The sequence below is a fragment of the Streptomyces virginiae genome (genome assembly GCF_040638905.1).
GTDB lineage: Bacteria > Actinomycetota > Actinomycetes > Streptomycetales > Streptomycetaceae > Streptomyces > Streptomyces virginiae_B.
The window spans coordinates 57650-83507 of sequence record NZ_JBEZYV010000016.1 but is presented as its reverse complement, the minus strand read 5'-3'; the positions used below and the strand labels follow the sequence as shown (position 1 = coordinate 83507).

General features: G+C 69.3%; 13 protein-coding genes. 5 read left to right on the top strand and 8 right to left on the bottom strand.

The window, feature by feature from the left end:
* The first annotated feature begins 129 nt into the window (after positions 1 to 129).
* Positions 130 to 1953: a GmrSD restriction endonuclease domain-containing protein gene (locus tag AB0F82_RS22385; protein WP_362630509.1), complete on the top strand. Its 1824-nt coding sequence runs from the start codon at positions 130 to 132 to the stop codon at positions 1951 to 1953.
* Positions 1950 to 2996: a CBS domain-containing protein gene (locus AB0F82_RS22380; RefSeq protein WP_362630506.1), complete on the top strand. Its 1047-nt coding sequence runs from the start codon at positions 1950 to 1952 to the stop codon at positions 2994 to 2996. Before AB0F82_RS22385 ends, AB0F82_RS22380 begins: the two co-directional genes overlap by 4 nt.
* 9 nt (positions 2997 to 3005) lie before the next feature.
* Here AB0F82_RS22380 and pglZ read toward each other — a convergent pair whose 3' ends face one another.
* From pglZ to AB0F82_RS22360, 4 genes are all read right to left on the bottom strand, one after another.
* Positions 3006 to 5900, bottom strand: coding sequence for a BREX-2 system phosphatase PglZ (gene pglZ, locus AB0F82_RS22375; RefSeq protein ID WP_362630504.1), 2895 nt, complete (start codon positions 5898 to 5900; stop codon positions 3006 to 3008).
* Complete coding sequence (gene pglY / locus AB0F82_RS22370) at positions 5897 to 9796, bottom strand: BREX-2 system ATPase PglY (RefSeq protein WP_362630502.1); 3900 nt, start codon at positions 9794 to 9796, stop codon at positions 5897 to 5899. The genes pglZ and pglY overlap by 4 nt, the downstream gene beginning before the upstream one ends.
* Before the next feature lie 188 nt (positions 9797 to 9984).
* Positions 9985 to 10227 carry a hypothetical protein gene (locus AB0F82_RS22365; RefSeq protein ID WP_362630499.1) on the bottom strand — a complete coding sequence of 81 codons (243 nt, stop codon included), beginning with the start codon at positions 10225 to 10227 and terminating at the stop codon, positions 9985 to 9987.
* A complete protein-coding gene (locus tag AB0F82_RS22360) occupies positions 10224 to 10454 on the bottom strand; it encodes a hypothetical protein (protein ID WP_362630496.1) in 231 nt (76 codons plus the stop codon). The genes AB0F82_RS22365 and AB0F82_RS22360 overlap by 4 nt, the downstream gene beginning before the upstream one ends.
* Positions 10455 to 10648: 194 nt before the next feature.
* Between AB0F82_RS22360 and AB0F82_RS22355 the strand changes: the two genes are divergently transcribed.
* Together AB0F82_RS22355 and AB0F82_RS22350 are read left to right on the top strand one after the other, a co-directional pair.
* The gene (locus AB0F82_RS22355) at positions 10649 to 11491 is read left to right on the top strand and encodes a helix-turn-helix domain-containing protein (RefSeq protein ID WP_362630662.1); all 843 of its coding nucleotides are present in this window, start codon (positions 10649 to 10651) and stop codon (positions 11489 to 11491) included.
* Positions 11473 to 11682: a DUF397 domain-containing protein gene (locus AB0F82_RS22350; protein WP_362630493.1), complete on the top strand. Its 210-nt coding sequence runs from the start codon at positions 11473 to 11475 to the stop codon at positions 11680 to 11682. The genes AB0F82_RS22355 and AB0F82_RS22350 overlap by 19 nt, the downstream gene beginning before the upstream one ends.
* 68 nt (positions 11683 to 11750) lie before the next feature.
* Here the strand turns inward: AB0F82_RS22350 and pglX are convergent, their stop codons facing one another.
* Together pglX and pglW are read right to left on the bottom strand one after the other, a co-directional pair.
* On the bottom strand, positions 11751 to 15356 hold the full coding sequence (pglX, locus tag AB0F82_RS22345) for a BREX-2 system adenine-specific DNA-methyltransferase PglX (protein ID WP_362630490.1): 3606 nt from the start codon (positions 15354 to 15356) through the stop codon (positions 11751 to 11753).
* Positions 15353 to 19993 (bottom strand): BREX system serine/threonine kinase PglW, encoded by a 4641-nt coding sequence (pglW, locus tag AB0F82_RS22340; protein ID WP_362630487.1) that lies wholly within the window; start codon positions 19991 to 19993, stop codon positions 15353 to 15355. Before pglW ends, pglX begins: the two co-directional genes overlap by 4 nt.
* 314 nt (positions 19994 to 20307) lie before the next feature.
* Between pglW and AB0F82_RS22335 the strand changes: the two genes are divergently transcribed.
* Positions 20308 to 21351: a beta family protein gene (locus tag AB0F82_RS22335; protein WP_362630484.1), complete on the top strand. Its 1044-nt coding sequence runs from the start codon at positions 20308 to 20310 to the stop codon at positions 21349 to 21351.
* Between the two features lie 3 nt (positions 21352 to 21354).
* Here the strand turns inward: AB0F82_RS22335 and AB0F82_RS22330 are convergent, their stop codons facing one another.
* Together AB0F82_RS22330 and AB0F82_RS22325 are read right to left on the bottom strand one after the other, a co-directional pair.
* Positions 21355 to 25254: a caspase, EACC1-associated type gene (locus tag AB0F82_RS22330; RefSeq protein WP_362630481.1), complete on the bottom strand. Its 3900-nt coding sequence runs from the start codon at positions 25252 to 25254 to the stop codon at positions 21355 to 21357.
* Entirely contained in the window at positions 25251 to 25670 is a 420-nt protein-coding gene (locus AB0F82_RS22325; protein WP_362630478.1) for an effector-associated constant component EACC1, read from the bottom strand. The genes AB0F82_RS22330 and AB0F82_RS22325 overlap by 4 nt, the downstream gene beginning before the upstream one ends.
* Positions 25671 to 25858 lie beyond the last annotated feature (188 nt).

Genomic DNA, 25858 nt, shown 5'->3' with positions numbered 1-25858 from the left:
GCAGCGCCCCGCGACTGGCTGAACTTCATTGCCGGTCCTTCCTATCTCGTTGACCGCTATGTCGCGTGGTTGGTCTAATCGCCGCCCGCGTGAAGAACGCGCAGCACTGCGAGGGTGGGGAACGAGCACGTGGCAGGACTCGACAATGTGAAGCTCAAGGCGCTCCTGGCGGATGTTGCGTCAGGATCTCTTCAACTGCCCGACTTCCAGCGGGACTGGAAGTGGGATGACGATCGAATTCGAGCCATTGTTGCGACGGTGACGCTCGACTACCCCTTGGGCGTGGTGATGACGCTGGAGACGGGGGGTGACTCGCCCTTCCGTGCCCGCGCACTCACGGGCGCACAGGTGGCGGAGGAGACGGCACCCAGCCTGCTACTCCTCGACGGACAGCAACGGCTCACCTCGCTGTTCCAAGCGCTTTTCCAGGACAGTCCCGTCGAGACCAGCGATGCGCGAGGCAACGCCGTCAGGCGCTGGTACTACGTGGACATCGAGAAGGCGATCGGACTGCCCGCGGATCGTGACGAAGCGATCGTCTCCGTACCCGAGGACAAGGTCCTACGCGCGAACTTTGCCCGGGACGTCGTCCACGACCTGACCACCACCAACGGGGAGTGCGCGGCCGGACTCTTTCCCCTGAGCATCGTCTTCGACACGGCGAAGGTGAATGCCTGGCGACGGGCGTACGAGAAGGCTGATGACGGTCACTTCGATCGGTGGAGCCTCTTCGAGGACCAGGTTCTCGAGCCCGTGCGCTCCTTCCAAGTACCCATGATCAAACTGGCCGCCTCCACGTCCATGGACGCTGTGTGTGCCGTCTTCGAGCGGGTGAACACGGGAGGTGTGCCCCTCAACGTCTTCGAGCTGCTGACGGCCACATACGCCGGTGACCGCGCCTATCGCGAGCGGACTGGAGACTACTACCAGCTGCCGCAGGTCTGGCGGGCCATCAAGGAGGAGCTCGCCGGCCGCCATCCCGTGTTCGGGCGGCTGGAGGCGGGCCTCGACGACGGACTGAGCAGCAGCGACTTCCTCCAGGCCGTGGCCCTGGTGCGCACGTGGTCGCGGAAGCAGGACGGGGTGGGCACAGGTGTCTCTTGCAAGCGTCGCGATCTTCTTGAGCTCCCCCTCGCGGACTTCGAGTCACTCGCCCCGCGACTGGCCAAGGCGTTCGCGTGGGCGGGAGCGTTCCTCGAGCGGCAGTGCATCGTGCGTGCTGCTGAGCTGCCCTACCGAACCCAGCTGGTACCACTCGCCGCCATCCGGGCCATCTTGGGGGAGGCGACCGACAGGCTCGGTGCCGAGGACATGATCACGCAGTGGTACTGGTGCGGCGTGCTCGGCGAAATGTACGGCGGCTCCACCGAAACCCGCTTCACGCGGGACGTCGAACAGCTGGTGGCATGGGTCCGACGTGAGGGTCCCGCGCCGGAGACCGTCAGCGACGCCTACTTCTTCCCCGAGCGGTTGGACACGCTCACCACACGGAACAGCGCTGCCTACAAGGGAATCTTTGCGCTGCTCATCAAGCAAGGTGCCGTGGACTGGCACCACACGGAGACGCCGCTGAAGCCCAGCCTGATGGACGAGTACGGTGTGGACGTCCGGCACATCTTCCCCAGGGCCTGGGTGCGGCGGCAGTACAACGGGGCCAAGACGCCTCCGGCCAACTCCATCGTCAACAAGACGCCGCTGTCCTTGCGCGCGGCTCAAGGTCTTACAGGTGCCCCCGGTACGTATCTCGACTCGCTCGCCGCTGCTTCGGACATGCGCCGGGAGTGGTTCGACGACGTCATCGCGACGCACCTGATCGATCCGTACCTTCTGAGGAAGAACGACTACGAGGCGTTCTACGCGGCACGAGCCAAGCAGCTCGAGGACATGGTGTATGCAGCCATGGGCAAGCGGACGATCCTGCGTGACATGACCGACGCCAAGGCGGTCAAGTGAACCGGAAGCCGACCACCGAGGAACTACTCGCGCTCAAGGGCACGGAGGTCCCACTCGGAGAACTGCTGGACCTCTTCGGCGTGCGGGTGCGCAGACCGTGGAACGTGCACGAGATTGCACAGGCTCTCACCGACACAGGGCTCGCCACGCTCCCGGACTTTGCCAACTGTGCGCCGGGTGAGCGCGTCCACATCGTCGCCTTCGCTGCGGCAGTGCAGGTCACGCCGGAGAGTGATGAGGCCGAAGAGACCGAGAGGGATCCCCTTCCTTCGGCCGCACTGCCGCAGCGGCTTCTGATCGGTGACCTTCCGTCTGCCCGCGGCGGGGTCCGATGTGTGTCGCTCACCGCGGAGCTTTCTCAGGCGACGTACCTGATGCGCCAGCGGGGCTATGCCCAGATCCCCGTTACGACGGGCATGACCACGGTCCACGGTGTCGTCACCTGGCGTTCCCTGGCCCTCATGTACGAGCGGGGGAAGGAGGTCAGCCTGGAGAACGCCATGCAGCAGGACTCGCTGCCGTTGGCCGACGCGCGACAGGAGTTCTTCTCGTGTCTGCCCATGCTCTTGGAGCACGGCTATCTTCTGGTCCGAGGCGAGGACGGGAGTCTCTCAGGCATCGTGACCCAGGCCCATGTGATCCACCGTTTCGAAAGCGCTGCCCGCCCCTTCTTCCTTCTCGGTGAGATCGAGTCCCTCCTGCGCCGATGGCTGGGAGCCGGCCTCACCGAGGAGGCGATCAAGGCGGTGCAGACGAACAAAAAGGCCGAGCACCGCTCCGGCAAGGTCGAGGACCTGACCTTCGGCGACTACGTCTACCTCCTCAACGGAGAGCAGAAGAAGCCGACCATGGCCCAGCAGGCGGACCTCAACTGGGCCGCGCTCCAGTGTGAATCTCTGGACCGCGGCCAGTTCGTGCGTCATCTGCAGCGGGTGAAGGACATCCGCAACCGCATTGCCCACTTCGATGCGGAGCCTTTGCCCCTCGAGTCCATGCGGGAGCTGACGGCCTTCACCAACCTGCTGCGGGACTACGCGGGCTGAGCCACTCCGTCACACTCCGAACTGCAGCTGCAGCAGACTCCTGTCGAGGCGGAGCGTTCGCCCGTCCGGCAGGGTCTGCAGCACCTGCACTCCGTCGTAGTTGAGGAGTTGGCGCAGCACGGCGGCAAACCCGTCCGCCCGGCTGGCCGGGTACTCGACGCGCTGCGCCACGGCCGTCACGGGCAGGGTGCCGGCCTCCAGCAGGGCCTGGATCGCCTTCTCCACCTTGTCCATGGGTGGCTTGCGGGCCAGCACCCCCACCTGGTCCTGGAACGCCTCCGATGCGAACAAGGCAGCGATCAGTGCATCATCCGGCGCGACCAGCACGGGTGTGACCAAGGCACCCTCGTGTTCGGCTGCCGGAACGAGAGCGACGTCGAAGAGTGAGTCGTGCGTCTCGGCAAGTTCGGCCTGCGCTTTCGTCGGCTTGGGGCGGCTCTGCTTCTCCGGACGGGGAGCGGTCGACGCCCCGCCCGGAGGGGTGCTCTGGACAGGTGTGTGCCCGTCGAGTAGCCACCATGGCGGGCGCTGATCACCCAGTTCGCGCCAGCCGCCGGGCGGCACCGCACCGAACGGGAGGAAGGCGAGCACGGGGATGGTGACTTCACGCAGGGAAGCCCCACCGTGGTAACCCGCCTTGAGTGCGGTGTAGCGGGAGTCGGCGTCCCAGAGGGCAACGATCGAGCCGCCTGCGTCGGGCCAGACCACGCGGGGACCGGACAGGGCGACCTCCGTGTCTCCGAGGGGGCCACCGGGGGAGCGGTGGCGGGCGGAGTCGGGTGCACCGGCATCCACCTTGACCCCTTGCCGGTCCACGACATGGCCGTGGTCGCTGGTGAGGATCACGGCCATGCCCTGGGTCGCGGCGACCCGCAGCAGATCGCGCAGTCGCCCTATTTCATCGACGTGCCAGGCTCCGTCACCGAGCTTCTGTTCTTTCGCGAGCCGGTCGTCGATGGTGTTCAGCACGACCGCGACGTGCGTGCGGCCGTCAGCGAGGGCCTCCGTGAGTGCCGGGCCGAATGTGTCCCCGGAGCCCTCGGCGCGCAGGTCGTCCTTGTGGAAGACCGCAGCCGGCGCTCCGCCCCAGAAAGCATGGGCGGGAAACAGCCGCTCCTCCTCCGCCTGCGTGCCCTTCAGCAGTCGGCCTGCGAAGAGGGACGTACGGCAGACCGCCGTCACGGTGGGCAGGGCAGCGGCCATCGCGCGGCGGCGGGGTGTTCCCTCGTCGAGCGGGTCGAACTCGGCCCACGATGCACGCAGTGCCTCGCCCAACTCGGAGGCGATGGCGGCGCTCATCCCGTCCAGGACGAGCAGGAGTACGCGACGGTCGGTCCCGGCGCGCACGACCGGCTTCACCACCCGGTCGAGGAAGGTCTCCACGGTCAGCATAGAGCCAGGCTGCGTGCCGGCCGCCGTCCAGCCGGCCAGCGCGCGGGCGAAGTCGGCGTCGATCTCGTGGCGCCTGCGGCGGACCTGACGGCCGAGTGCGCCATATGCCGACTTCAAGACGGGATCCGGGTCCCCGCCCGCCTCGATGTGCTCGAGAGCACGGTCCACCCAACCGGTTTCGCTGACGTGGCGCTGCAGGGCATCGGCCACGGTGTCCGATGCGACGGCCGGTTCGCCTGCCATCCACGCCGCCAGCCTCTGGCCCATGCGGGCACGCTCCACCCGGGCCCGTGCCTCCGGGCCGTCGGCCTGGCTGTGCTCGCCCAGGGCGCGTACCGCATCCGCGACGGTACGTGGATCCCCGGCGGTCAGAGCCCGTCCCACCGCAGCGAAACGTGCCTCGAGGCCCGCGGCCAGCATCGCACTGGACTTGGCGGCCTCCTCCGCGCCGAACTGGCGCACCAGAGTGGAGGCCCGGTCCAGGACGGTGTCACTGAGCCGTCGGGCCTCGCGCACTGCCTCTGTGTCACTGCTGGTGCCACGGGCCGCAGAGGTCAGCAGCGTGGCGACGTACTTCTCGGCAGCGAGCGCGAACCGGGACACGAGCAGGTCGAGCTCCTCGCCCTTGGCGAGGGGTTGCTCGCCCAGCCACCGCTCGGCCCGCCCACGGGCCCGATACACGGCCTCGTCAGGCTCACTGTGCACCCACAAGGCGGCGCAGACCAGGCCGAAGGCCACGGCGTCGGGGCCGTGGTCGGCTTCGACCAGCGCGAGGAGGGTCCGTCCGGCGTGACCGGCCTGGTCCTCCTCGCCGAGGAACGAGGACAGGCCGTCCCGTTCCGGACGGCGGAGCTTCAGCAGCAGCTCGGGCCCGCCGGCGGACAGGGACCAGCCGAACAGCGTCTGAGGATCCAGGGTGTCACCTGCCGGGGCCCGGCCCGAGGACTCCGCCTCGCTGTCGTACCGACCCAGCCGCAGCCGGCGCAGGGCCAGGGAGGTGAGGGCGCTGCGCCGGGAGAGCATGCCGCCGGCGACGGGCGGCCAGCCGCCCTTCGGCGGGGTGGCGTCCAACAAGGCCTCCGCGGCCCAGTTGGAATCCTTGAGCCGGGGATCGACCTGCTGGGCGCGGAACGCGTCGCGGACCACGTCCCAGCTGTCGACCGTGTCGACGCGCTTCTTGTGCGCGCGGGCCAGGATGGCGGGGTCCAGCTCGTTCTGCTCGCGGTCGGTGAGCACGACCAGTACGGCGGGTCCGGGCACCGTGCCGTCGAGATGGCCCAGCAGCAGCTCGTGTACGGCCAGGGGTGAGGGTGCGGCAGCGATGCGAGCCGTCAGCCCCTCGCCCCAGGAGGGCTCCGCGGGACCCTCCCACTGGGGCGCCGAGCGCAACAGCACGGCGCGGCGACGGTCATTGCCGCCCAGGGACGCGGTGAGGGAGGTCTGGGACGACAGGTACTGGGTGACGGTCGCGAGGTTCAGGCGCACGGCGACGGTCGGGGAAGCGATGCTCATCGGCCGACGACCCGCCACGTGATCTCTACGGTGACACCCGGCTCGGCGGCAGCCAGCTCCGCCAGCTCTGCCTGGAGCTCGGCGACGGCGCGCGAGGCCGTCGTCGTACGCGCCCCGCTGGTGCGGCGCTTCCCGGCAGGGGTGGCGGGTGCCGTCTGAGGTCCGGCGTAGGGAATCCGAGGATCGCTGGTCTTCGTGTCCAGGGGAACGTCCGCGGGACCCTGGGGGCCGGGAGCTGGGGCCACCGGCGGGGGTGAGGAGACCGCCCGGTTCCGCTTGACCAGCGCCAGCACCTCGCGCTGGGTGCGGACGAGAGCCTCCTCCAGTTTGTCCGTCCGCTGCTGGTCGCTGCGGGCGACATTGCGCAGGGAGTCGAGGAGCGCGTCACCCTCCGGGCCTTCGGCGGACGCCAGCTCCAGAGTGCTCCAGGAGGTCGCGGCGAGTGCTTCGGCCACCTTCCGAGCCTGCTTGATGGAGGTCCCGTACTGCTCGGGCGACATCTGGCCGAGGTCGAACCGGGCGAGAGCCTCCACCGTCTTCTTGGCACCGGCCGCACCTTGGCCGGCCGTCGAGGTCAGGGCCTTGAGGAGCTCCACGGCCCGTCGGGCGAGGGCGAGGCGGCCGGTCTCGACGGTCTGGTCGAGGTGGAGGAAGCCGGCGTGCTCGGTCAGCCGCTCGGCCAGCTCGGCGGTGGCCTCCTGGAAGGCACGGGCCTGCTCGGTGATCTGGCGGGCGAACTGGTTGACGATGCGCCCGCGCAGCAGGGTGGGTGCCGACTGCCCGAAGACGGCCGCGAAACGCTGCCTGGCGGACTCCCAGTCCTCCGGGGAAGGCAGCGGCTGGCTGCGCAGGGCGTCGCGGTCCTTGACCTGCGCCAGCTCGGGAGCGGGGTCGAGGGGCATGCCCTCGCGCACCCAGACCCGGTCGTCCATCTCGGCGAAGGCCGCCACGACGAGCCGCCCGAGGAAGTCCGGCAGGCCGCGCGGGGCGGGCTTGTCGGTCCAGTCGGTGAGCGTGATCAGGGTGAGGTCGCCGGTGACGCCGTTCTCCCGGGCGAGCTGGCGGAAGTGATCGGCCCAGTACGGGGACAGCTCGAAGTACGCCTCCTTCTGCTGTCCGAGGCGCAGCGGCCCGGCGATCCGCTTCATCAGTGCCCGGTCGCCGGCGGGAACCTCGGTGCGGCCGTCGCGGGCCTCGGCCGCGGCGCGGACGTGCGTGAAGACCTTCTTGGCGTCGGTGCCCTTGACGACCGTGCCGGTGTGGTCGGGGTCGAAGTCCGGGTGGTCCGGGAACTGCGTCGCCAGCAGCTTGCCGGCGATGTGCCGGATGCCGTCGCGCAGGGACTGGCCGAAGGAGAGGGTGAGGCCGTCGACCTCGCGCAGCGATTCCAGGTGGTCGCCGAAGCCCAGCTCCACGTCCGTGGGCTTCTTCTCGGCGAGCCCGTACGCCTGCTTGAAGGCTGCCTTGACGGTCTTGAGCAGGGATTCGCGCTGGGTTTCCAGGAGGCCCTTGGCGCGGGCGCGGTTGTCGGCGTTCAGGTGGCCGGCGTACTGGCTGTCGAAGCGCTGGTCGTCGGCGAGCGCCTTGTCGATGACCACGAGTCGGCAGAAGTCCCCGTACCGCTGGCTGGAGAGGTGGGTGGGCAGCCAGGCCACGGTGCGGGACCGCTCGCCCTGCTGCTTCTCGCGCAGGCGCCGGATGCGGTTGGCGTCCTCGACGGGGCCGTACTCGCCGTCGTCGAAGGGCAGGTCGACGGCGATGCGCCAGCGGCCTTCCTCGCGGGGCATCAGGTCGTGGTCGGGCAGTTCGTCCTCGTCCGCCATGTTTCCGAAGATGACCTCGACGGAGCGGTTCGTGCCGCGCCAGACGAACTGCAGCTCCTCGACCAACTGGCCGTGGCTGACGTCGAGTTCCTCGGCGAGCAGCCGCTTGGCGAGGGCGAGGCGGTTGCCCGGGTTGTTGTTGACGTTGGCGTTGGCGATGACCGAGTCGACGTCGACGCCGGAGAGCTCCAGGCGAACGCCCGGGTTGGTGTCGGTGCCGGTTTCCTTGATCTCGGGGAAGCGGCCCGCCCAGTCGGCGACCTTGTTCTTCAGGATGCCGTACTCGCGGCCGGGGATCGGGGCGACGACCGAACCGTAGTTGAGTGCGGACAGCCTGCGGATGGTCAGGTCGGCGAGGGCCGGCACGCTCGGCGCGAGGGCGGAGAGCAGCAGGGTGCCGATGATCCGGTTGTCACCGACGAAGGTCTTCACCCGGCCGCGCAGGGCGGCATCGGTGATGCTGTCGGGGCGGTGGGTGTACTGCTCGATGTCCTCTTCCGACACGTTGTACGTGGCGAGGAGGAACGGGCGCAGCTTCGTCCGGTACAGCTTGTCGGCGGCCTCGAAGACGACCTTGAGGCTGTCGGTGAACGGCTTGTCGCCACCCGCGGTGATCAGCGGGTACAGGTCGCCGACCGGGATCAGGTCGCCCAGGCGCAGCTCGTGGCGGTGGTCGGCGAGGAGCTGGCCCATCAGCTTCATGCCGGTGCGGTTGCGCTGGAGCGCGGAGGAGACGTGGACGAGGGTGTCCATGAAGGCGGGGGAGAACGGGTAGGTGAGCCGGAAGCTGTCCTCGTCGGCGCCGACGCCGTCGGCCCCGCGGTCAGAGCCGAGCAGGGTGTCCCAGACTTCCTGTCGGACCTTGCGCGTCTTCTCGAACTCGGCCGTGATGAGGGCGGCCGACTCGGAGTCCTTGGGCTGGAGCAGGCGGGCGTGCGCGACCTGGGGGAGGTTGCGGTCCTCCAGGGTGATCTTGTCGAACCGGCCGGAGGCCTGGTTGAGGGTGTCCTGGATGGAGGACTCTGCTGCGCCGGACAGCTCCTCGCCGACGAGCTCGCGCAGGTCGCGCTGGCGGGCGATGAAGGACACGATCGGGATGGCGCGGCGGGCGTCGGCGCCCTCGACGAAGTTGGTGATCTTACCGGCCTCGCGGCCCACGAACTTCTGGTCGTGGATGAGGGTGGCCAGCCAAAGGATCAGCTCGTCGAGGAAGAGGATCAGGCCGTCGTAGCCGAGGGACTTCGCGTGCTCGGCGATGACGGACAGGCCGGCGTCGAGCGAGATGAAGCCGTGCTCGTTCTCGTGCGCGTTCTGCGTGAAGCCGGGGAGGAGGTTCGCGCTGGCGTCCTGGACCAGGCGGGCACGCAGCTCCACGGGGGTGGAGGGAGTGACGAGGTTGAGGGCGTACCCGGCCTCGTGGATCTCCTCGGCGGCGAGCGCGGTGTCGAGGAGGGCGGGGGTCCAGGCGAAGGACTCGCCCCACTCGTCGTCCTCGTCCGCCTCCCCGCCGATCGAGCCGAGGCCCTTGATGACGGCCTCGTCGCCCATCCGGTCCCGCATGGCGTGGATGTCGGCGAAGAGGGAGTCGGTGCGGTAGACGCGGGGGGTCGGAGCCTCGGGGTGGAGCTTCTTGACGTGGCTCACGTAGGTGCCGAGGACCCGCTGCTCCAGGGCCTTCGCGCCGAGCATGTGGTACGGGACGAGGAGGAACTTCTTGCCGTCCGTGCTCAGCCACTCGTGCTTGGCGAGGACGGAGTCGAAGTCGGAACGGCGGTGGGCGGCCGGGCTGCCACTGAGCAGAGCGTGCAGCACGGCCATGAAGTGCGACTTACCGGAACCGAAGGAGCCGTGGAGGTAGGCGGCCTTGGAGGTGTGCCCGTCGAGAGAGGCCTTGATCAGTCCGAGGGCCTCGTCGAAGTTCTCCAGCAGCCGTTCCGTGACGACGTAGTCCCTGAGCGCGAGCTCGGCACCATCGGGGGTGGTGGCCTCGGACAGCTGAAGGACGAAGTCGGACGTGGAGATCGACTCCTTGATGTTGATGACATCGCGGAGCAGGGGCGGCTGCTGGGCCATTGCGCGTCTCGCTCACCTTCTGACGGCCGTCGCCGTCGCTGTCCGTGCCGGTACGGGGACCGGGGCAGGTTCCTCGGGCCATTGTCCGGCATCATCGCTGGTTACGGGCCTGATGGGCGGAAATCTCCCGAGGATCGGGACGACAGAGGGCACGGACAAACGACGGGGTGCGGTGGCGGGTGGCTGGCTCAGCCGCTCGGAGGGCGCTTGCGACTGCGGGCGTTGACCTCAGCGAGGCGGGCGCGCAGCACCTCGGGAGGCGTGGCCGACTCGACGTGGGCGGGGTCGGCATCCCACTCGAGGCCCCCGGCGAGGGGACGGAGCTGGAGGTAGGGGCCGAGCCGCTCGGTGACGACGCCGATGCGGTCGTGGCGGGTGTCGCGGACGGTATCGCCGATGGCGGGTTGGGGGCTGCGGCCGGTCCCTGTCACCGGGAGGCACCCCTCGTGATCACTTCCGCGAGCGCGTGGGCGACGGGAGCGGAACACAGCCCGAGGTGCACGAGGGCGTAGCGGGACTCCTCGGCCCAGGGGGTACGGATGTCCATGGCGGGGAGCTGGATGCCGGCCTTGGTGAGGGCGGTGGCGAGGGCGTCGCGGGCGTCCACGGCCTCCTTGATCTTGCGCTGGGCAGGGGTGGCGGGGCGACGGTCGGGCACGGGGGTCTCCTTCGGCTGGCGGTGCGCTGGTTTCCCGGACCGGGGGATGGGAGTTGGATTACGGTGCGTAGTCCGGGCACTACGAGCATGGATCCGCAGGAGGCCGTTGATGTTGTGGGTGGGGTTGTGGTTCCCCGGCCCGCAGCGTTAGTTCCACACCTTCCACTTCCATGGTCATCAGGGAGGAAGCCGTCATGCCGCCACGCCGAGCGGTCACGGGCCGGAGCAGGGAGCCGCGGCAGCGGTTCGCGGAGGAGCTGCGGCTACTGAGGACGGGGAGCGGGGCGAGCCTGCGGCAGCTGGGGGAACGGCTGGGGTGGGACTGGTCGCTCTTCGGAAAGATGGAGAAGGGCGAGACCTTGGGCGGGCCCGAGGTCGTCCAGGCGCTGGACCAGCACTACGGGACGCCGGGGTTGTTGTTAGCGCTGTGGGAAGTGGCGGCGGCGGACAAGACCCAGTTCAAGGCGCGGTACTGGCGGTACATGACGCTGGAGGCCGAGGCGGTGAACCTGTGGCATTTCGCGGTGAGTGTGCTGCCGGGCTTGTTGCAGACGCGGGGGTACGCGACTGAGCTGCTGGCCGCGGGCGGGTTTACGGGGGACGGGCTGACGCAGCAGGTGGAGGCGCGGCTGGGGCGGCAGGAGCTGTTGGAGGGTGAGGGGGCGCCGCCATTCCGGACGATCTTGTCGGAGGCGGCGCTGCGGATGGCCCTGCGGGATGAACGGTCGTGGCGGGAGCAGTTGGCCTACCTGGCCGAGGCAGCCGAGCGTCCAAACCTGACCATTCATGTGCTGCCGGAGAGTGCGGGACCGCACGGCCTGGTCAGCACTGACGTGTGGTTTCTGCGGATGCCGGACGCGCGTACCGTGGCATACACCGAGAACGCCTATCAGGGCGAACTGATCGAAGAAAATGGCACAGTGGAGCGATTGCAACGCGCCTACGATGTGGTGCGTGACCTGGCACTATCCCCGGCCGAGTCGCGAAAGTTCGTCCTGCGCATGTTGGAGGAAGTGCCGTGCGATCCATCGACCTGAGCGCCGCGACTTGGCGTAAGAGCAGCCACAGCAACCCTGACGGTGGCGCGTGCGTCGAGGTCTCCGACGACTTCGGAAACGTTGTCCCGGTGCGGGACAGCAAGGACCTGCGTGGACCGGTACTCGTTTTTCCGGCAGGGAACTGGCGGGTCTTCGTTGCCGCGGTCAAGGGTGGGCAGTTGTCCGCTTGAGCCAGTGAACGAAGCGATGGCCCTCGTGGACTCATTGAGTCCACGAGGGCCATCGCTGTTGAGGCGGGCTACTTCTTGGTGGCGCGCCGTCCACGGGCGGCAGCGGCCGGGCGCCAGGCGCGCAGGTCGTCGTCGGTCAGGCCGTGCTCGCCCTGCACCATCTGCCGGTCGCCACGGAAGAACGCGGCCGGCGAGGCACCGAAGTTCGCGTCGAACTCGTCGTGCCACTGCTCAAGCCAGGGCTGGAGTTCCAGCAACCCAGCAAGGAACGGCGTCAGCTCCTCGCTGGTCAGCGCCTCGTGGGAGGCGATGTAGGCATCGAGCGCGTACGCCTGCTCCCGGTGGTCCCAGCCGGCCCAGCCATAGAGGTCGGGGGTGGGGGCGTTGGTCTGCCCGTACGAGATGAACCGCTCCTTGGGCACGTCGAGCTTGCCGCGCGCCTTCCAGTAGGAGGGCCTCAGGAAGTCCGCCGAAGTGTACTTCGGCGGTACGGGGATCGTGTCCCGGATCTTCCGCTTGGCTGGCTCGTCCGGGGCGGCGTCCTCCTGCCGCTGGAGGTCCCAAACGTGCTCCCAGTCCTCGCGCTTCTTCAGCCCGGAGGGCTTGTAGCGCAGGGCGGGGAGGAACGGCACGTGCTCGTCGGTCATCAGCTCGGCGACGACGGCGGGCAGTGCCTTGCGGGGCGCGAAGATCTTGGTGACGGAGACGAAGTCCTCGTCGCGGGACAGGGCATCGGTGAGCTGGGAGAGTCTGACGAGGGCGGGCATCCCGTTCTCGTCGAACCAGTGGTCCCGGTTCTCGATCCGGTCGAGCAGCCATGAGCGGAGCGCCTTCTCCTGAAGCGCGTCCCACCCCTCGGTAGCCCACCGCCGCTTGTACTCCGGCCGCTCGACCATGCCAATGGCTCGGCTCGACTCGATGGCATCGATCCGCTTCTGCACGACCGCCGAATAGGCGGCAGGCCAGTGGGCGGGAATCTTGGTGACAGGCAGGTACTTGTGGTTGTGATGTCTGAACCAAGAGGTGTTCACTTGGCCAGCTTCAGACTTGCGGGCAAGTACGATTGCGAAGGCGCGCTCGGCGGGCGCAACTTCTGGTACATCGGCCGCGGGGGCGCAAATTTCTTCATCGAGTAGACCGAAACTGCCATAGACCTGCCAATCCAACTCCTCCTGCAGTGCAATCATCCGGGCGCGGAGTGAATGCCAGGCGACCTTGCCGTCTCGAAGTGCGGCAGTGGTGGGAACTCTGTTGGCTGCGATGGCTGACGGGCTCGTGGCCGCCAGCTGCTGAGCAAGGGCGTCCAACGATGATGCATGCATTGTTGGGATCTCTTTGGGGAGCGGGAACTCCTCCAGTTTCGTTCCTGTGAACTCGAAACGATGCTCCCAAGGTTCGTCGGCTCCCGCTGCATCGGCGCCAGGTCGACCCTTGTCATGGCTGACTTGGCGAAGCCAGAACCCGGCCGCCGAGCTGTTTAGCAGTCCAAGTAGCCCGAGATATTCCTGCTCGCTCGCCCCCTCAGGGAGTTTGATCACCGGCGCGGTGCGGATGAAACCGCTTTGGTCTCGACGCAGGGTCACCTGGTTGTGAGTAGACACGTATGAAAACGTCAGAAGGTACGGTGACCAGTAGCGCGTTGGATTAAAGCTGGAGAACTCGAACCACTTGAGTCCCTGCTCTTCTTGCGTGCCGGACAAAGCTTTGCGCATACGGAGGTGGACTCTATTGCGCCACATCAGGCGTTCTGTCGAATCATCGATCTGCGCTGAACGGTCTCCGTCAACATAAGGGAAAACAGTGCCGACCCCGTCGTTTAGCGACCAGTCGCGGACGGAGGCGCCCCCATGGAACAATCGGACATGGGTGGCAGGAACTCCGAGCCTGCGGGCGGGACCCTCGCCGATCATGTAGGCGTCGTCCTCGCGAGTTACTGCACAGAATCCGATGCTTTCGGCGATATCGCCGAGCTTCGCTGTGCCTCCGGCGTTGATTCTCTCATTCATTTCGAGGCCGCCGTCAGTCAGAATCCACGGCTGCTTGCCGAAATATCGACCCCGCTCGAGGTCATCCACAGAGACCCATTGACTGACGGACCCGGGGTCGTTGATTTGTTCCACAATCGCTCGCCACACCTGTCCGTCCTCGCCTCGCTCTGGTGTTGACGGCTCTCCCTGGACGCTTCGCACGGTCCGGATGGTCTCGGACCGTCCGTTTCCCTTGCGGCGCTTTCCGATCAGGATGACAGTCGGCGTACCGTGCCCTGGGATGTACGCCCCTGAGGTGTCGATGACCTCAGTCAGTTCGACCTCGTGCGCGAAGTATGTCTCGATGAGCTTGGTGCCGAACTCGCGTTTCATGAAAGAATTCGCCGTGATCTGGCCGACTGTGCCGTATCCGTGACCGTTGGCATCGCCTCGCTTGGCCAATTCGAAGAACCTCTGAGCGAATGGCACAGATAGGGCGTACTGGAGGGCGCAAGCGTCGTACAATTCCTTGTAGAGTTTGTTCAGTCCCTTGTCCTTCACCTGAATGTACGGGGGGTTGCCTACCACCACGTGGTACCGACCCTGCTGCAGGATGCCAGGGTGCTCGTGAACATCCTCCGTGGTGTACGCGAACGAGGCCGGTACGTCATCGTCGCCGTCTTCATCCCCGCCCAGCGTCAGTTCCAGCTGCCGAGCCTTAATCAGGGAGTCGCCCACTGCGAGGTGAATCGGCCACTCGTACTTTGCGGCCTCCGTCACCGTCCGGACGTTGCTCGTGGCCATAGCCGCAACCAGCAGTCGGAACCGGGCGATAGCCACAGCGAAGGGGTTCAGGTCCACGCCGTGCACCGAATCCAGCGCTGCGCGTACCCGCTCGTGCACATCCTTGGCTGGGTGGCCCTCAGCCCACAGCCGGACCAGGCGACGAAACGCACCCAACACGAAGTGGCCAGACCCGCACGTGGGGTCGATCATCCTTAGGCCCTCGTAGCCGAACTCGCGGACCGCCGGGTCCATCGTGCGGTCGAGGATGAACTCCTCCACGAACTCCGGGGTCTGGAGCAGCGCGTAGGTCTTCCGGGCTGCCTCGCTCAGGTCCTGGTAGAGGTCGCCCAGGAAGCGGGTGTCCCAGCCCTCTGTGCCGTCCTCGTTCAGCTTGTCCGTGAAGTCGTGGACCAGGACGCCGGCCTCGTCGCGCTCGCGCCAGAAGGCGATGAGCTCGCGGGCGCCGTCGTGGGACAGGGGGATCTGAAAGAGGGGGTTGTGCTTGCGGTCGAAGAGGAGGCGGCCTGCCTGGCCCGCGCCCAGGTCGGCGAACGCGCGCTCCAGCCAGCCGCGGAACGTCGGGTCCGGGTCCTTGGCCACGTACTCCTCGTAGCGGGCCAGGGCCAGGTCACGGCGATCGGCATCCGGGGCCGTCAAGTACGGCTCTGGGATGAGCTCGTTGTCCTCACAGAAGCGGACGAAGACCGTTCCCAGGACCCAGGCCACCGCGACCTGGGTGATCCGCTCGTCAAGCCAGGAGTTCCACGTCGCCGCCGTGCGGCCCAGCTTGCGGGCCTGGTCGTACTCGGCGCGGAGGCGAGTACCTACCTCGGTGACAGCTTTGACCTGCTTGCCGAGGTCCGTCTCGACCGCTTTGACCTGCTTCTTGAGGTCTTCCAACAGGGCCTTGCGGTCGATCACTTGGTGTCTCCCTCGGGTCGATCGGTTACTGCTGTCGTGTTCGTCCTCGCGTCCTTGACCCACGAGTCCGGAAGTTCGATCCACTCACCCAGCCCGGCCTGGTACGCCACTGCGACCTGGCCCAGCTTCGGCTCCCTGGCCGGGTCGCCTTGCGGGACCAGCAGCCACAGGCCTCGGCCGCCCTGGCGGGCCGCCTCCGCCAGGCGGTCCAGGACGCCCATCGCGTCGTAGCGGGCGAAGACCGAGGCCTCCGTGAGGAGAACTGGGCCGGACCCGGTCGCGGGGTCCAGCAGGGTGCGGATCTGCGGTTCTACCGAGCCCCATGCCGTTCGTGTGTACTCCGCGAATTTCATCGCGCCCCGTGAGCCAGCCTCTGCCACGTCTGCCTTGAGGAGGGTTTCCCACGTCGGCTTCGACCCTTCCGGGGCCAGGGCGTGCATGGCCTCCAGGAACAGCGCCGTCACCGAGACGGCCTGGGCTCCGATGGGGGCCGCGCCCAGCGCGCGTGCCGCCTCCTCCGGGCGGTGGTGGTGCACGGTCAGGACGCGGTAGCCGTCGCGGCGGGCCGAGGCGGCCAGGCGTTCTTTCGCCCGGACCGCGGCCGCCAGTGCCGGGTCGTCCGCGTAGCGGGTGACCGCTCCGACGTCGGTGGCCTGGCGCCACGCGCCCGTGGTCAGGTAGCTGGACGCGCTGTCCATCCGCGTCGGGAGGTAGCGCAGGGTCTTGGTGTCCTCGCGCGTGGACAGGGTGAGGTCGAAGCCCGCATCCCGGAGGGCCTTGGTGAGCGGGCCCGCCGTCGGGAGGTCGTGGGAGAAGCCGCCGCGGGAGTCGGGCAGGACCAGCTCCGGGAAGCGGGCCCGAACGCGCTCGTGGACGTCCTCGCCCGTCACGCCCGGCTGGCGGGCGTCCGGGACCCCGGGAATGAGCCGGACCAGGCCGGCCTGGGTCAGGCGGAGGGCGCGGACGAGGGACAGGTCGCGCGGGTAGATCTCCAGGCGGGGGGTCGCCGCTGCGTTGAGGGAGGCGGCGGCAGCCAGCTCCACCAGGCGGCGTTCGTCCCACTCCACCGAGCCGGGAGGCGGAGTGAGGGAGCCCAGCTCGCCCAGAACCGTCGTCGCCGTCGGCAGGGTTTCGAGCTTGGCCAGGCGGTCGGCCGTCTTGCCCAGGCGGGTCGCGTAGTCGAGCAGGCCCGGCGCGGTCGGGGTGTCCGGGGCGTCGTCCTCGCGGACGTCCAGGGCGAGGAGGCCCGCCCCCAGCGCTTCCTCGGTGGCCTTGCGGTTGGGCTGGTGTTGGAACTCGGCTTCCTCCGGCTCCAGTTGCTCCACCTCCACCACGGCCCGGACGGCGGCCAGCGCCAGCGCGCGCCGCTGCTCGCGCTCAGACAGCTGCGTACCCCGACGCACGGCGAGGGCGTCGGCAATCTCGGCGGCCGAGGCGACACGGCCCAGGTCGGTGAGGAGGTCCAGGATCTCGGCGCGGAGGGCCTGGATCGCCGGGTGCTTCTTCCAGCGCTTGCGCTCCTCCTTCAGCAATTGCGGGATGCGGCCGGCCGACAGGCCGAGTGCGTCCGCGATGTCCTTCTGCTTCGGCCAGACCCCGATGTCGGGCAGCTCACCCTGTGCGTTGGGCAGGCGCAGGAGCAGGCGGACCGTCTCGACCTTGTTGTGGTTCGAGCGATTATTGTTGAGCTCCGGGACGAAGATCGTAGCCAGGGTGTCCAGGCTGACGGCCCGCAGCGCGGATCCGCTGAGGCCGCCGGCCTCGTCCCCGGTGGCCAGGGTGCCCAGCAGCGCCGACTCGGTGGCGGACAGCTGGGCCAGTTCCTCCTTGGCCTCCGCCCGACCCCTCGGGGTGAGCGGCGAGACCGGCGTCTCGCGTAGCCGGTCGCCCCACTCGCGCTGACGGCGCTGGATCTCGCTTCGGGTCTTCGCACCCAGGCCGGGTGCGGTGAGGAACTTTCGGCGGCTGTAGTCGAGGAGTTCGCCGACCGTGGTGATGTGCAGTCCGTAGAGGAATGCCTCGGCAGCGGGGGTGAGGCCGGCGGCCGAAAGGTGGGTGTCGAGGGTGACCTCCGCCGCCAGCTGCTCGCGCTGCTGCTCCGCGGTGAGCGGTTCGGCGTCCGCGATGGCGGCCTGGCCGGCGTCGACGGCCGGGGTCTCGGCGGGCTCCGGGTGGCGGGAGCGGTGGCTGGAGGGGACGGTCTGCGTGGCGTCCAGGAAGATCTTCTTCCAGGCGTCGCGCATCGGCTTCAGCTCGGGGAAGCGCCGGGCGGCGTCCCGGTGCAGGGCCTTCTCGAAGAAAGCGACCAGACCGTCGCGCACACCGGGCTCGAAGGCGTCCTTCGCGATGGTCGGGTACGGGTGCTGCTTCGGGTCGGTCATCCGGGGCAGCACCGAGCCGTCGCCCCACTTGGGGAGCTCGCCCGAGGCCATCTGGTGCAGGGTGACCGCGACCGCGTACCGCTCGGCGTGCGAGTCGTACGCGGTCCGGGTCAGCGTCCCGATGAACGGGTCGAGGTAGCCCTCCGTGCCCGCTTCGTAGTCCTTCGCCGGGTATCCGGCCAGGGAGAAGTCGATGAGGACGAGCTCACGGGTGCGGTTGGGGCGGATGCGGATGGCGATGTTGTCCGGCTTGATGTCCCGGTGCCAGACGCTCTCGCCCTCCAGGAAGTCGACGGCGCCGAACAGGTAGTCGCCGTAAGCCTCCAGCTGGTCGATCTGGAGACGCCCGCTCTCGCGGAGCTGGCGGGCGACGGTCTCCTCGCGGCGGCGGGTGCGGGGGGTGGCAGACTCCTCGCCCTCGCCGCTCTCTTCCCGCTCGTCGCCCACGTACTCCAGGACGAGGACGGTACGGTCGGCGATCTTCAGCGGCTCCGGCTCCACGAGCCGGATGATGCGGGAGTCGGCGCGCAGCCGTCCCATGACCTCGGCCTCGTGGGCGAGGATCTCGCCGCGGTTGTCGGAGAGTGCCACCTTGAGGACTGCCAGGGGTCGCGTCTTGCGTGCGACGTAGTCCTGGTCGTGCACGAGGAAGGCCCTGCTGGTCGAGCCGGTGCCCAGACGGCGCCGGACCTGCCAGCGGCCGCCCAGTACGTCCCCGGCGACGGCTTCGAGGGGGTCCTTCTCGGGGGCTTCCGGGACCGGCGGCGTGGCGGGTGTCGTGAGGGAGTCCTCGACGAGTTCCAGCATCTCCAGGAACTCGTCGATGCTGGAGAGGCGCTGGCTGGGCCGGTAGGCGGTGGCCGCCTGAACGAGGTCGTCGATGTCCTCCGAGAGGCCGTCCACCAGCGAGCTGGGACGCAGACCCTCACCGGCTTCGAGCCGGGTCAGCAGCTCGGCCTGGCTCGCGGCCGGCGCCTTGCCCGTCACCAGGAGGTAGGTGAGGACCCCGAGGCCATAGACGTCGAGGTAGACCGGGTCGGCGTTGAGCGCGGTCAGCTCGGGAGCCAGGTACGGGTCGGAGCCCTCCGCCAGGTGCATCGCGGACAGGGCGGTCGGAGCGAACCGGGTCGCCCCTTCACCGGAGCCCGTGCCGCTGCGCTGGGTGGCGATCTGCCAGTCGGAGATCTGCAGGTGAGGGGAGAGCCAGGCAGCATCCTCGCCGAGAGCCTGCCCCTCGCGGCCCCGGTTGCGGGGAAGTACGTGGACGGAGCGGGCGGCCAGTGCCCGGTGGTGGATGCGGCTGGAGTGCGCGGAGCGCATGGTCTCGGCGAGCTGCCGGACGAGGGCCATGCGGCCGAGGATGTCGATCTTGTCCCCGTACTGGAGGAGGTACTCGTCCAGGCGCAGGGTCTGCGGGTGGTAGTCGAAGATCAGGGCGGGGCCCGAGAGGTGCCCGGACGGGTCGTACTGCTTGAGCTGGACGACGCCGGGGTGGCGGAAGCGGCGCAGTACCGCCGCCTCGCGCCGGGCGGCATTCTCGACGGACTGCCGGATCGAGGTGTCGGAGCCGCGTTCGCGCAGGTAGATGCGGACGCGGGCGACCTCGGGGAGCTCGGTGTGCTCGGCGAGGTAGTCGGCCCAGGTCTCGCCGGAGTCGAAGGACTTCCGCTTCAGTTCGTACGGGCCGACCTTGTACTTGGCGTCGCTGGGGCGGACACCGACGCGCTCCAGGGCCGCCTTGATCTCGCGGGAGTCGACTGCGGTGATCCGTCGGCGCTCGTCGCGCGGCGGCTGCTGCAGCATCGCGACCAGCTCGGCGACGGTGTAGACGCCGTTCTCGTCGTGGGCGGGAAGCCGGATGCGCAGGCCGTCGTCCGTGAAGCAGACGGCCTCCGCGACCCAGACACGCTTGCCGTTCTGGCCGAGCAGCCCGGCGAGCTCTTTGGCCTTCTTGTTGACGAGGTGCAGGGGGTTGCCGTGCAGGACGCGTCGGCCGTTGGGCGCGGTCTGTACCCAGGTCCCGTTTTCGCTGGTCACGGAGCCGTGCCAGTTCTTGAGCTCGATCATGCAGACGCCGCCGGGGGCGATGACGAGCAGGTCGATCTCGCGGACGTGTCCGGTGTTGGCCGTGAAGGTGAAGTTCGACCAGGCCCGCCAGGGGTCGGAGTCGGGGAGATTCTCGCGGATGGCCTCCAGGCCGCGGTGCTCGTGCTCGTACTCGGACTCGGTGACCGTGGTCCACCGGCCTTCCCGCATGTGCCGCCCCCGCTTCGTCGCCTCGTGCTGGAGAGCTGCCCGGTTCGGCCATCCGGCGGTATGCAGCTCAGGGGGGATCCTATCCGTGGGCTGCGACATCCGGGGCAGGTACGACCAAGCGGGCAGCGCAGGTCAGCGGGCTTCTGGTGAGGTGCGGCCGAGCCTTTTGATATCGGCATGAACCGTGGCAAGGGGCTGCGGTGAATTATTTTCCGGTCAATCCGGCTGGAAAGGCGATGTTCCGAGGTGTCCGGAAACAGGAGAACCTGAAGCGCGAGGGAAGAGGGCAGGGGTTGAGCCGAGGGGGAGCTGCCATGTCCGTACCGCTTTACGTTCCCGTCCTGCCGGCCAAGCCGCATGCTCTGGCCGCCTACCAGCACCTCGACCCCGTCGTACAGGCGGCTGTCGTGCCGCTCTGGAACCTGCCGTCGCGGCCGGGCCTTCCCCCGGGCGCCCTCCGCGCAGAGATCCGGCGGGACGCACACGCCGTGAGCCGGAGGCAGCGACACCATCCCGCCTGGATCGACGCCCCGTTCGCCGATGCGGCGCAACTGAACGCACTCGCGGCGGTGCTGGCGGAACTGGGCGAGCTGGGGCCGCTGCGGCCGGTCACCGGCCCCGACCGTCCAGCTTCGCACCAGGCGGCTTCCCTGGCACACGCCCGGATCGCCGGGAACGGCCTCGGCATACGGGTCGACGTGCCCGGGGAGTGGGACGGTACCTCAGCCCTCGCCGTACGCGATCTCCTCGCACGAGTGGATCCGGCCGTCGAGACGGACCTCTTGCTCGACCTGGGCGCCGTCCTGGCCGATCGAGCCGAGGCCGCGAAGGAGGCCCTGCGCGCACTCGACGCCCTGATCCCGCTGATCCCGTGGCGCACCGCCGCCGTGCTCAGCGGTGCGTTTCCGGACGTGACCGCCGACAAGCTGCAGTACAGCTTGTATGCCGAGCCACGGATGGACTGGCACACCTGGGGCGAGCTGGCGGGCAGCGGCCGCGACTACGCGAGCTGGCTCAGCCACGGCGACTACGGGATCCAGTCCGTGCGGGCCCTCGCGCGGGAGGCGTCCCAGGGGGGCGGCCCGCCCTGGGGAACGCTGCGCTACACCACCGAGGAGTCGTTCGTTCTCGCCAAGGTGCTTACTCGCGGCGAGGGCCGCGACAGTGTCAACCGCGCCGCAGCCCGGCAGCTCACGGAGCTGCCGGGCTTCCGGGGCCCGGCTGCCGGGGCGGGCGAGAGCTGGCTGCGGGATTGCGCGTACGGGCGGGGGCCGTCCGGGACGGGCAATGCAGCGGTCTGGCTCCGCGTGGGCAACGTCCAGCACATGTCGTACGTCGTCCGGAGCCTGCGCGCGTGACCGTCAGGGGAAGAGCGGGTCCAGGAGGGCCGGGCCCGCCGGGAGGCGCCAGGCCGGGAGGCGGATGGTGCGGGTCACCGGGGCGGGTTTCGCTCCACGGCCGCCTGAAGGGAGGCCGATCAGTAGGTCGCCGCGGGCGTGGGTGAGCCGCAGGTGGCGGGCGGGGTCCTGGCCGGGCGGGGGGCCCGGGTCGATGAGCACCGCCGTGTTCTCCCCGTCCACCGTGAACAGCAGGTCCACTGTGTGCCCGCCGACCACCGCCGCGCGTTCCAGGTCGGTGATGCCGCGGGTGCCGAGGTAGTCCTGGAGCTGGTCGGCCAGTTCCTCGCGGAAGCCGGGCCTGGGTGTCGGACCGGCGTCGATGTCCTGGTCCGACGACGCTTCCGCTCGCAGCAGCGTCGAGCGGGCCGCGAGCAGGGCCGGCAGGCCGGCCTGCCCCTGCCAGAAGCGATGGCTCCCCACCGTGATCAGCTGCGACTTCGCCCGGGTGACCGCGACGTTCCAGAGGTTGACCTGGCTCGCCACCCAGTGCGTCGTCCTCGGCGGGGTGTTGTCCGTGGCCACCGGGCTCAGGACCATGACATCGCGCTGACCGCCCTGGAAGGCGTGCACCGTGCCGACCCGGACCCGGTCGTCGCCGGCCCACAGGCGGGCCAGCGCCTCCTTCTGCGCGCGGAAGGGCGTCACCACACCGACCGTGGCTCCGTCGGGCAGCCGTGCCAGCAGTCCGTCCACCGTCCGCCGTACCTGGTCCGCCTCGGCCTGGTTGCGCCAGGACCGGCCTCCGCTGCCTGCCGCGGACTCGCCGTACGGTACGTCCACCCAGCCGAGCACCGGAGCGGGATCGGCCGCCCCCGACGGGTCGACCGGCGGGACCTGCCTTCGGACATCGGTGAGGACCTGCAACTGGCCCGCATAGCAGTAGCCGTTGACCACGTCGGCGATCTGCGGATGGCACCGGTAGTGCTCGTCGAGCAGCAGCGCCGCCTCGCCGTGCTGCGCCGCCGCGTGGTACGAGGCGTACACGTGGTAAGCCAGCCGGTGGTCCTCCAGCTGCGCGGCGGTGAGGCCCGCCCGCACACGGGCCTGCCGCTCCTGCTCCGGGCTGATCCCGGGAATGTGCCCGAGCTGCATCGGGTCGCCGATGATCAGTGCCCGCTTCGCCCGGAACAGCAGCGGCAGCACCGACGGGATCGAGCACTGGCTCGCCTCGTCGATCACCACGAGGTCGAAGACCTTCGGAGCGAGTTCCAGTTGGCGCACCGAGTGGGTGCTGATGGCCCATGCCTTCAGGTGCGCCATCAGATTGCGTTGGCTCTTCTGGAAGCCCGAGCGCCTGCGCAGTGCCTGGAGCCGCTGGTTCATCAGCGACCGGCCCCGCACCATGGCCTCGGCGGCCACGGAATGCGCCAGCTCCCCCGACACCGCGGAGGACGCGTCCGAGCTCTCCAGCCTGGCCTGCTTCAGTGCCTCCTCGTCCCAGGCCAGATGTGCCGGTACGAGTTCTCGCAGCGTGCGTTCGACCGCCACGGTCTCCGCGAGGTCGAGCAACAGCTCGGGCACGGACGGGCGCTCCACGGCCCAGTCTGGCCACGCGGCTGCGGAGTCACCGCCGCAGGAGCTGGTGAATGCCGCGAGGGCCCGCCCCCGGCGCCACCTGCCGAGCGTCAGCCACCCGGCACCGGCAGCCCTCCGCGCGCGCTCCTCCCAGCGGGCGAGAGCGTCCGGCTCCTGCGCGGACCAGGCGCCCTCCAGCAGCCGTACGGGCAGCGCGAGCGCCTCCGCACGCCGGGCCCGCTCACGGAACAGCTCCAGCAGGCGTGCCTCCTCACCGACCCGCCCGGCGGCCTCTGCCCGGAGCGCGGTCGTACGCGCGCGGCGGTTGCGCAGCTCACCGGCGACGGTCGCGGCACCCCGGGCCGGTCCTGCGGCCGGCTCGGCCAGCAGTCCGGCCAGCTTCTCGGCCTCCCGTTCCCGGGCCTCCACGTTGCCGGTCCGTATGAGCAGGCCCGGTGAGATCTCGTCGCACCGCTCGGCCACCACGTTGACGGCCTCGTTGTTCGTGGACGCTACGAGGACGGACTGTCCGGCGGCGACGGCGGTCGCGACCACGGCCGTCACCACCTCGCTCTTGCCGGTACCGGGCGGACCGGTCGCGACGGTGAGGCGGCGGGTCATCGCCGAGGAGACCACCTGCTCCTGGCTCTCGTTGCACGGGCCGGGGGACACCACCGTCACGGCTGCCGTTTCGCGGTCCGTGCCGTCGCGATCCGGCCCGTTACCGCAGTCGCCGCCGGTGAGGAGGGCCTCCAGTGCGGTACCAGCGACCTGACCTGCACGGGTCGACATCTGGAGCAGGTTGTCGACCAGGCCCTCGGTCGCGACCCGTTCCATGCCGGAAGGCACCAGCAGCACTGAGGCGTTGTGCGCACCCGGCCGCAGTGAGTCCATCACGGACCGCTCGCTGAGCGAGGAGAGGTCGAGGGGTTCCAGCTCCGGAACGCCGAGCTCGGTCAGGAGCTCCCGTACCGCCTTGACCATCTGGGTGCCGTTGCCGTCCTGCCAGCTCGGCTGCCAGCGAGCCAGCAGCTCGGCGGCCTCGTCGTCCGACAGCAGCTCGGTGATCACGCCGGTGTGCAGGGACGGGACCCCGCTCGGTCGCAGCAGGTCGCGGCCGCTCTCGTCCGGGGCGAGCTCCATCGGCTGGACCAGAAGCGGCGCGATCCGCACCGCCGCCCGCCGACGACCGTCGCCGCCGCGTTCGGGAAGGGTGATCGCGGGATACCCGTACCAGTACTCCTGGAGCCCGGCCGCGTCCGCCTGCGCACCCGTGCTCTTCGGCTTGGGCAACTGCCCGGGTGCGGGGAAGGAGTGTTCGACGCCGGACTGGATCGACTCCGGACCCTGGCCCAGCAGGAAGTATGCGGAGCCCCGGCCGCTGTCGCGGTCGGGCAGCATGCCGGACGCCGCCTGGGCGCCGAGGCAGTGCGCGTAGTACCGCAGCAGCCGCTGCGGGTCGAGGCCCTCCCCAACGTCCTGAGCGACCAGCTGCCGCGCCTTCAGCAGTGCGGGCGAGACCCCGGACCGGGCGGCGGCCCGGGCCGCGTCGCGCGGTGCGTCGGGAAGACGGACCGGACGGGCGACCGAGCGGGCGAAGGGCAGCGAACGGGTCGCCCGGATCGTGGACTTGGTGGGCCGCTGTTCTTCGGGGACGCCCTTGACCACCATCTGCGCCGTGAGGTACTCGAAGAGGTCGTCCGGGGTGATCCAGCCGCCCTCCTTGATCCGACCGCTGCGCAGGCCCTCCACGATCTCCCCGGTGAACCGGGAGGTGCCGAGGGAAGACCCCTCCGGCGCCATCGCGGACGCGGTCTGGAGGGCGTCGGATGCGGTAATGAAGTACACGCCGGTCGGGTGCAGCAGCGTACTGGGCGCGGGCCGATCTCCGGCGTCCGCGCCGCCCTTGGCCGTCCACCCCTGGACGACGGACCCGCTGGAGCAGCAGTCCAGCAGCACCAGCTTGGACGAGGCCCGGCAGGACTGGAGCATCCGCTCCAGGAACTCGGCCGGAACCGCCGTGCCCGGCAGGTCGTCCGGGTCGGCGTCCCGGGTCAGGAAGTACAGCTGTCCGTCGGCCTCGCAGAACTGGCCGTGCCCGCTGAAGTAGAGCAGCGCCGTCTCACTGGACTGCCGCTCCTCCAGGAACTGCTCGACGGAGTACAGCATTTCGGCGCGGGTCGGCTCGGCGACCATCGCGCAGTCGTTGTACATGCCGATCTCGGTGCTCTCCAGCACCGCGCGCATGTAGTGCAGGTCGGCCCGGACGGGCGGCAGATCGTGGTAGCGGTCGCTGTCGTACGTGGATACGCCGATGAGCATGGCGTACCGGTCGTTGTCGCTCACGGGGTGCCCGGCTCCGCCTCGCCGCCGTCTTCCTGCCCGGTCCCGTCCGCACCCTCGCCGGCGAGGAACCGGGCGATCAGCTCGCTGTCGGCCCGGGCCTCCTTGCCGGACACGCTGAGCGCCGTCCCGTCCGGCCGGGTGATGACGATGCTCCTCTGGGGTACCCGGGCCAGCCACACCTGGATGCTCGCCGCGACGAGCGAGCCCCCGCTGAAGACCAGCCCCAGCAGGTCGGTGACCGGGCCGCCCTTGAGGCTCTCGTCGCCGGGCCGTGGACGAGGGACGTCGAGCGAGGCCCGAGGGTCGGCCTCGGTGAGGGCGGCGAGCAGCTCGCGTGCTTCGCGCCGGGCGCGCAGCGGGTCCTCGTCGACGATGGCGATGCGGTGGCCGGCGGCCGGTCCGGTGGTGCTGCTCACGTTCTTCGTCCCCCTGGATCTTCCCCGTGCGGTGGGCACACGGACGGGCGAGCGTATCGGAGTCCCTCCGCAGCGAACCCGACAATTGCTTGAACTGCACTGGTCATTGGCCTGAAACAGCGGGCACGCGGTCTGCCGGATTGGTGGCTTTGCGTCCTATGATCGCCACTCCGTGTATGAGGGGGGCT